Genomic DNA, 8,375 nt, shown 5'->3' on the forward strand with positions numbered 1-8,375 from the left:
GGTCGCGGGGGTCTGCCGACGCACCCGGCGGGGCAAGCCGTCCAGCTCGTCACCGGCCGGCGCGGACGCCTCCCCGTCGCGCGGCCCGTGCGCGGGCCGAGCAGGTACGGCGACGGGCGCGGGGCCGGCCGTCGGGGGGTCGGCGGTGATCGTCCGGGCACGGCCGGCCCGGGGGCGCGGAACGCTGGCGCGACGGGCGCTTCGGGCCAGCCGTCGGTCCGCGCCGGCCGGCTCGGCGCCCAGCGTGGCCGGGTCGGGGCCAGCCGGTGGCTCGCTGGTGATCAGGTCGGCGGGGAGCAGCACCACGGCCGTCACCCCGCCGTCCCCGGACGGGCGCAGGCTCACCCGGACCCCGTGCCGGGCCGCCAGTCGGGCCACCACGAACAGGCCGAGTCGGGCGCTCTGCGCCGGGTCGAACTCGGGCGAGCTGGCCAGCCGGGTGTTGGCGCTCTCCAGCGCCGCGGCTGACATCCCCAGCCCCCGATCGGTGATCTCCAGGGCGTACCCGTTGGACACCTGCTCCCCCGCGACGCTGACCCGGGTGTCCGGCGGAGAGAACGCGGTCGCGTTCTCGATCAGCTCGGCGAGCAGGTGGATGACGTCGCCGACGGCCCGGCCCAGCACGCCGGCCGGCTGTACGGCGGTGATGTCCACCCGGTCGTACGCCTCGACCTCGGAGGTCGCGCCCCGGATCAGGTCGACCATCGCGACCGGGTTGCGCCAGCCCCGACCGGGCGCGGAACCGGCGAGGATCACCAGGTCCTCGGCGTGCCGGCGGAGTCGGGTGGCCAGGTGGTCCACCTGGAAGAGCTGGGCCAGCTCGTCCGGGTCCTCGGCGCGGCGCTCCATCCGGTCCAGCAGGTGCAGCTGCCGGTGCACCAGGCCCTGGCTACGGCGGGCGATGTTGAGGAAGACCTCGTTGAGCCCTCGCCGCAGAGCGACCTCGTCCACCGCGGCCTGCACGGCTGTTCGCTGCACCTCGGTGAAGGCCCGCCCGACCTCGCCGATCTCGTCGTTGCCGTACTCCAGTGGGGGCGCCTCCCGGGCCACGTCGACCTGCTCGCCGCGACGCAGCCGGGCCACGACGTCCGGCAGCCGGTGCTCGGCCAGCTCCAGCGCGGCGGTGCGGACCCCGCTGAGGCGGCGGACCAGCGTGCGACCGACCCGAACGGCCACCAGCACCGAGACCACCACCGCGGCGAGTCCGAGCACACCGGCGGCGGCCAGCCGGACCAGGATCCGGACCGCCATCGGCACCGAGCGGTCGGTGAGATGGTCCGCCTCGGCCAGCTCGAAGTCCCGTAGCTGCTGCTGTACGGCGTCGTGGCTCTCCTGCCACGAGGCCGCGTCCACCGGTGGCCGGCCGGTCCGGTTGGCCCCGATCAACGCCTCCTGCATGGCGCGCAGGCTGGTGAACGCCGGGCTCTCGGTCAGCCGCTGGTACGCGACGCGCCCCGCCTCGGGCAGGTCGGCCACGGCGCTCTCGGTGAGCCACCGCTGGTTGCCGATGGCCTGCACGAGCTGGGCGTGCTCGCCCTGGGCGAACCGGCCGGCGGTGAGCACGCCGGCCAGCATGGCGTCGGTCTGGCCGAGCAGTTCCCGGGACCGGCCCAGCGCGGTGAGCGCCAGCGCCTGCCGGTTGATGCCGGGGTCGGTCAGGTTGGCCATCGCGGCGAACGCCTGGAAGGCCGCCGAGACCATGCCGCTGTACAGGCCGATCGCGCCGGAGCGGTCCATCATCCGGGCGTCGATGAAGTCCCGGCCGCTCGGCAGTGCCGCCAGGGCGGTGACCAGCCGGTCGACGCGGTCCTCCAGCAGGTCGTCGGCGGCGTCGCGCAGCGCCTCCCCGTCGACCCGGCGACGCAGTTCGGTGACCGCCCGGTCGGTGCGTTGACGCTGCTCGACCAGCGCCGGCAGGTCGGTGGTGCCGGCGAGCTGCACCACCGAGAGTCGGCGTTCGCGTTGCAGCTCGGTGACCACTGCCTCGCCGGGGCGGCCCAGGTCGTACAGCAGGGTGCGGGCGGAGAGCAGGTTCAGGGCGGGGCCGAAGGTCAACGTCGTCGCGAAGATCCACAGTGCCAGCAGCGCGGTCACCGGCGCGACCACGAGTGCGGTCAGCTTCGAGCGGATCGGCCAGTCGCGGGTTCTCATCAGACCTCGCCCGTAAGGGGTGGCAGGAGGGGCGCCGGCACCGCCGGGCAACGCACCGGCCGGCTGCCGCCCGGCGGCGACGCCGGGCACCGGCGCGGGCGCCTTGGGCAGGATACGTAATCACGGCCCTTTGCACTACCGCCCGTCGCGCCGACATCGACGCTCCGACATTCGGTGGGTCGACAATGGCCGAACGCCCCGCCGGTGGCCGGCGGGGCGCTCGTCGTGGTGCGGGAGACGGATCAGGCGTTGTCGGCGATGCCGAGCCCTTCGGCGACCCGCCGGCCGTAGCTCTCGTCGCACTGGCGCAGGTGCCAGACCATCTTCTCCAGCGTCGCGGGACCGCGTGACCCCACCGTCCGCTGCTGCTGGTTGTTGTGCACGGGGTGACCCTGCCGGGTGGTGAGGGTCGGCTTGCCGGCCGGTGACTCGCTCATCGCCCCACCCAAGGGCGTTTTGGAATGAGTCAAGTTTTTGCCCGCCGCAGGGACGTGACGCACGTCGGCAAGGGGACGGGACGGGCGTTATCCGGCCAGCGGACACAGCGCGGCAAGGAAAGTGCCCCGGATCGGGATTGGCGATCAGTGCGCCGAGGGAATACCAGGTGACGAAGGAGGAGCCCATGTCGTCCACGCAGATAATCGTCATCGTGCTCGTCGTGCTGGTGGTCGTCGCGGCGCTGGCCGTGGCTCTCCGGTCGCTGGGCCGTCGCCGCGCGTTGCGCGACCGTTTCGGACCGGAGTACGACCGGGTGGTGGCCGAGCAGGACAGCCGGTCCGCCGCGGAGCGCGAACTGCGCGACCGGGAACGCCGGCACGCCGAGCTCACGCTCACCCCACTCACCCCCGAGTCCCGGGCTCGGTACGCCGCAGCCTGGGAGGAACTCCAGGTCCGCTTCATCGACTCCCCGGGCGAGACCGTTGGCGACGCCGATGAGCTGGTCACCCGACTCATCGAGGAGCAGGGCTACCCGACCGGGGACTTCTCCGACCAGATCGCCCACCTCTCCGTCGAGCACGCCCGCACCCTGACCAACTATCGGGACGCGCACGAGATCCACCTGCGCAACTCGCGGGGTGAGGCGAGCACCGAGGAGCTGCGCCAGGCGGTGGTGCACTACCGGGCACTCTTCACCGACCTGCTCGGTACGGAACCGGCCGGTCACCACACGCCCGAACAGCGCCACCCGGACACCCCGCACGACGCCACGAGCCGCTGAGGAGGCCACCGATGCGCCAGGAAGAGCAGCAGGTGAACAACGACCACCCGGAGGCCGTGCGGTCCGCGCCGGTTCCGGTACCACCATCAGGTGACCGTGCCGGCCACGCCGACCTACCCGAGGACGCCCTGGACGAGCGGGGCACCTTCGACGACCCGGCCGGAGGTCACGAGCCGACCGACGGTACCGAACGAGACACCCTGGACGACCCCGCCGACGACGAGCGGACCGACGACACCGACCGGCGGGACGACCGGGCCACCGACGAGGGCGGCTTCCACGAGCCGGGGCCGCTGCCGACCGCGTTCGGCGCCACCACGGTGGCTGACGCGGTGGCCGCGTCCGCACTGGCCAGCCCTCGTCCGGAGGACCAGCCGGACCCGCGGGCCGAGCGGACCGCCGAGCCGGGCGACGGCGCCGAGGACGGCGAGCGTGAGGGCCTGCGGGCCGACCCGACCGCCGAGCTGCACCGCCGCGACGTCGACGTGGACGACAGCGACGTCGACCGGACCGACGCGGACCGCACCGACGTCGACCGGGTCGACGCGGGCGCGGCCGGCTACGGCAGCGCGGCGCCGGAGATGGTCGACCCGGACGCCGACGCCGAGCCGGTCACCACCGACGACAACAGCACCTCGCTGGAGTCGGCCGGGACGTCGCGGCCCGTCGGTTCGACGGTCGCGGCCGAGCCGGCGACCCTCCTCGACGCGGACTCCGCGCAGGGCTTCCGGGACCGCTGGCGCGACGTGCAGCTGCGTTTCGTCGATGACCCGCACGCGGCGGCCGGCGAGGCGCAGGCGCTGGTCGAGGAGGCCATCCAGGCCCTCTCCTCGGCGCTGGCCGCGCAGAAGACCACGCTGGGCGGCTGGCAGGACGCCGGCTCGGCGGACACCGAGCAGCTGCGGATGGCGGTCCGCAACTACCGCGACTTCCTGGACCGGGTCCTGGGACGCTGAGTGAAGGACGACCACTGAGCGCTCCGGCCGCAACGGCCGGGGCGCTCCGTGCTGTCCGACCACACGAGACCGCCCGAGCGGACCGGAACACACCAGAGCGGGCGCGCAGGCGTGAGACCGCCCGTACGGGGTAATAGGGCGCGCGCGGTAAACCGGTGACAACGTCGGGACGAGGGGTGACGGGATGGACGGCGGCGGTCTTCGGCTCAACATGAACGGGCTGGACTACCTGATTCTGGCGCTGTACTTCGTCACCGTCCTCGGAGTGGGCTTCGCGGCCCGCCGGGCGATCCGGACCAGCGTCGACTTCTTCCTCTCCGGTCGGTCGCTGCCGGCCTGGGTGACGGGTCTCGCCTTCGTCTCGGCGAACCTGGGCGCACTGGAGATCATCGGCATGGCCGCGAACGGCGCCCAGTACGGCGTGATGACGGTCCACTACTACTGGATCGGCGCGGTGCCGGCCATGGTGTTCCTGGGCATCGTGATGATGCCCTTCTACTACGGCTCCAAGGTCCGCAGCGTGCCCGAGTACCTGCGGCTGCGGTTCAACCGCCCCACGCACCTGCTCAACGCGCTCAGCTTCGCCGTCGCCCAGGTGCTGATCGCCGGCGTGAACCTGTACGCGCTGGCCCTGGTGATGCAGGCGCTGCTCGGCTGGCCGCTCTGGACGGCGATCGGGGTCGGCGCGGCGATCGTGCTGGCGTACATCACCATCGGTGGTCTGTCCGGGGCGATCTACAACGAGGTGCTCCAGTTCTTCGTCATCCTGGCCGGTCTCATCCCGGTCACCGTGATCGGCCTGGTCAAGGTCGGCGGGGTGAGCGGCCTCATGGACGCCGTACGCGACTCCAAGCTCGGCGAGGCGGGCCTGCACGCCTGGCAGGACACCGGCAGCACCGCCAACCCGCTGGGCGCGCAGTGGATCGGCATCGTCTTCGGGCTCGGCTTCGTGCTGTCGTTCGGCTACTGGACGACGAACTTCGCCGAGGTGCAGCGGGCCCTGTCGGCGAAGAACATGAGCGCCGCCCGGCGTACACCGATCATCGCCGCGTACCCGAAGCTGTTCATTCCGCTGGTCACGGTGATCCCCGGCCTGGTGGCCCTGGTGACCGTGAAGGGCCTGGGCGCGGAGAGCGGCGACCTGCAGTACAACAACGCAATCCCGCTGCTGATGCGCGACCTGCTCCCCAACGGCGTGCTCGGCGTGGCGGTCACCGGCCTGCTCGCCTCGTTCATGGCCGGCATGGCGGCGAACGTGAGCGGCTTCAACACCGTCTTCACCTACGACATCTGGCAGGCGTACCTCCGTCCCGGCCGGTCCGACGACTACTACCTGCGCATCGGCCGGTGGGCGACGGTCGCCGCCGTGGTGATCGGGATCGGCACCGCGTTCATCGCGGCCGGGTTCAGCAACATCATGAACTACATCCAGGCGCTCTTCTCGCTGTTCAACGCGCCGCTGTTCGCCACGTTCATCATCGGCATGTTCTGGAAGCGGATGAGCGCCCTGGCCGGCTTCTGGTCGCTGCTGCTGGGCACGCTGGCGTCGCTGGCGACGTACCTGCTCTACAAGGGTGGCGTGATCGACTTCAACTCCGACCTGGAGGAGAGCTTCTGGGGCGCGGGCATCGCGTTCGTCACGGTGGCGATCGTGGCCGTGATCCTCACCCCGCTCACCGCCCCCAAGCGCGACGAGGAGCTGCGCGGGCTGGTGTACGGCATGGGCGGCGTCGACCTGAAGGGCGACGTGCTCGCGGGGGACGCCGTCTGGTACCGCTCGCCCGTTCTGCTCGGCCTGGTCGCGGTCGCGCTGGCCGCCCTCTTCTACATCCCGGTCTTCTAGGAAAGGAGTCGGCAGATGAGCAACGACGGCCAGCCGGCGCAGGACCCGCTGATCGACGAGACGCAGGCGGAGCAGCGCCGCTCCGCCGCCGCCCGGCTGTTCGACATCCGCCGGGTGATCGGTGAGCTCTTCGTGGCGTACGGGGTCATCGTGACGTTGATCGGCGTCTTCGACAGCCGGGCCGAGATCGACAAGGCCCAGGGGGTACGGATCAACCTGTGGGCGGGGTTGACGATGCTCGCCTTCGGGCTGCTCATGCTGCTCTGGCAGTGGCTGCGCCCGGCGGAGCCGCCGGCCCCCAACGAGCGGGAACCCGGCAGCTGACCGTCCGCCTCGCGCGCATGGCCGTCCCCGCATCGGGTAGCCGAGGGGGATAACGCACCGCGCCGGACACAGGAGGCGACACCATGACCGATCGCGACCGCCGACCGCCGCTGGAGGAGAGCCCGGAGATGGCCGCGGCGGTGGACGACGACACCACCGTCCCGCAGCTGAGCGGTGGGGGCGGGCCGGACCGGGACACCCCGACCTTCGCCGAGCCCCGCAACCGGCCGGAGGATCTCGCACCGGACACCGACGACCTGATCGGCGACCCGTACGGCGCGGGGACTGGCGCGACCGGAACGGGCACCGGGGCCGGCGGCGACAACATCCGTACCGGCGCGGAGCAGCCGTGGGAGCCGGAGGACCTGGTGATGGCCCGCGGCCAGGACCTCACCCCGGAGAATCTGGACAAGGCCCGCCGCGACCTGGCCGAGCAGGGCCGGGCGGCGATCGAGCGCACGGTGCCCTGACCGGGACCGGCGCGACAAGGGGGGTCCCCGACCCGACCTGTGACGGTCGGACCGGGGACCCCGGGGGAACCTGCCGCCGGCAGTGCCTCACCTACTGCCGGCGGCGGGTTGGTGTGGAAGCGATCCGGTCAGAGGGCCGGGTACGCGTTGCGCATGAGCTCCTGGAACTGGGCGGAGAACCACGCACCGGAGATCGGCGCGTCCGGCAGCGCACCGGACGGGCTGTTGCCGTTGCGGGCGTTACCGCCGTACGTCGGGTCGCACATCCGGTCGAAGCCCTTGCCCTCGTTGTTCGGGATCTCCTTGCTGGAGCCGTCCGACTCACCCGGCGGCTTCACCCAGACGTAGGCGTCGATGCCCGGCTCCGGGTTGGCCCGGGGCCGCTCGCCGAGGCCCGCGCCGGCCTGGTTGCACCAGTTACCGGCGTGGAGCCGGCGGTCGATGCGGCCGCCGTTGACGTAGGTGTCGACGCTGGTCGTCGCGCCCGGGCCGGTGGGCCGGGCGGAGCCGCCCCAACCGTTGCGGGACGTGTCGATCAGCATGCCGATGCCGGAGTTGAAGCCGACCGAGACCAGCTTGTCGCGGAAGGCCTGGGCGAAGGACAGCTCGTCGACGTAGTAGTTCCAGTCGATCCACTTGGACTGCCGTACCGTCTGGCCGTTCACGGTGTCGGTGACCTTGAAGTACGGCTCACGCAGGGCCGAGTAGTTCGCCGTGTTGACGATGAACCCGTGCACGTTGTTCACCGTGCTGCCGGACGCGACCGCGGCGGTCTTCAGGATGTCGGCGGTCGGGCCGAAGTTGGTGTCCCAGCCGAGCCAGCCGTGGTGGCCGGCGTCGATGTAGTTGTAGACGTTGCCGATGGCGCCCAGCTTCGCCAGGGCGTAGCCGACACCGTTGACGTACGCGCCGTTGGCCTTGACCGTGTCACACATGACCGTGCCGCCGGCCTGACCTGAGGTGTTGGTGATCAGGTTCGGCAGCGAGTCGATCTCGATGACGTTGATGATCCGCAGGTTGCGGTACTTCGAGTCGGCCTGGATAGCGGCGATCGGGTCGATGTACTCGGCCTTGTAGCGGGGCAGCTCGTTCGGGCCCAGCTCACCGTTGGAGGCGAGCGCCGAGCAGTCCCGGCCGGGCAGGTTGTAGATCACGAACTGGATGTAGCCGGCACCCTGCCGCAGCGCCTCGTCGAGGTGCTCCCGCACCCCGAAGGCGCCGTTGGAACTGCTGTTCGGCGTGCCGTTGATGGCGGCGATCCGGTCCAGCCAGACGGCGGTGGGGTTGTTGGAGACCCGACTTCCGCCCGGCTCGGCGTCCGCCTTGGCCTTCCACTCCGGGTTCACGTAGCCGCGCACTCCGGCGTACGGGTTGTCCACCTTCGTGCCCGACGGGGGCGGGGTGGTGGTGGG

8 protein-coding genes are annotated in these 8,375 nt (G+C 71.8%); 5 read left to right on the forward strand and 3 right to left on the reverse strand.

Annotated elements, in window-relative coordinates:
* Together FHG89_RS32040 and FHG89_RS32045 are read right to left on the reverse strand one after the other, a co-directional pair.
* Positions 1–2,151, reverse strand: a 2,151-nt coding sequence (locus FHG89_RS32040) for a sensor histidine kinase (protein ID WP_139588123.1), incomplete at its 3' end; no start/stop codon positions are given.
* Between the two features lie 242 nt (positions 2,152–2,393).
* Positions 2,394–2,588, reverse strand: coding sequence for a hypothetical protein (locus FHG89_RS32045; RefSeq protein WP_139588124.1), 195 nt, complete (start codon positions 2,586–2,588; stop codon positions 2,394–2,396).
* 185 nt (positions 2,589–2,773) lie between these two features.
* On the opposite strand from FHG89_RS32045, the gene FHG89_RS32050 reads away from it, so the two are divergent.
* From FHG89_RS32050 to FHG89_RS32070, 5 genes are all read left to right on the forward strand, one after another.
* Positions 2,774–3,370, forward strand: a complete 597-nt coding sequence (locus FHG89_RS32050; RefSeq protein WP_139588125.1) for a hypothetical protein — start codon at positions 2,774–2,776, stop codon at positions 3,368–3,370.
* An 11-nt stretch (positions 3,371–3,381) separates the two neighbouring features.
* Positions 3,382–4,326: a hypothetical protein gene (locus tag FHG89_RS32055; RefSeq protein ID WP_139588126.1), complete on the forward strand. Its 945-nt coding sequence runs from the start codon at positions 3,382–3,384 to the stop codon at positions 4,324–4,326.
* 184 nt (positions 4,327–4,510) lie between these two features.
* Positions 4,511–6,169: a sodium:solute symporter family protein gene (locus FHG89_RS32060; protein WP_139588127.1), complete on the forward strand. Its 1,659-nt coding sequence runs from the start codon at positions 4,511–4,513 to the stop codon at positions 6,167–6,169.
* Positions 6,170–6,184: 15 nt separating this feature from the next.
* Positions 6,185–6,493 carry a hypothetical protein gene (locus tag FHG89_RS32065; protein WP_139588128.1) on the forward strand — a complete coding sequence of 103 codons (309 nt, stop codon included), beginning with the start codon at positions 6,185–6,187 and terminating at the stop codon, positions 6,491–6,493.
* Between the two features lie 83 nt (positions 6,494–6,576).
* A complete protein-coding gene (locus FHG89_RS32070; RefSeq protein ID WP_139588129.1) occupies positions 6,577–6,963 on the forward strand; it encodes a hypothetical protein in 387 nt (128 codons plus the stop codon).
* A 128-nt stretch (positions 6,964–7,091) separates the two neighbouring features.
* On the opposite strand, the gene FHG89_RS32075 is transcribed toward FHG89_RS32070, so the two are convergent.
* The coding region (locus FHG89_RS32075) for a glycoside hydrolase family 6 protein (RefSeq protein WP_139588130.1) at positions 7,092–8,375 on the reverse strand (1,284 nt) is incomplete at its 5' end.

It is taken from the genome of Micromonospora orduensis, assembly GCF_006228125.1.
In the GTDB taxonomy this organism is placed as follows: domain Bacteria; phylum Actinomycetota; class Actinomycetes; order Mycobacteriales; family Micromonosporaceae; genus Micromonospora; species Micromonospora orduensis.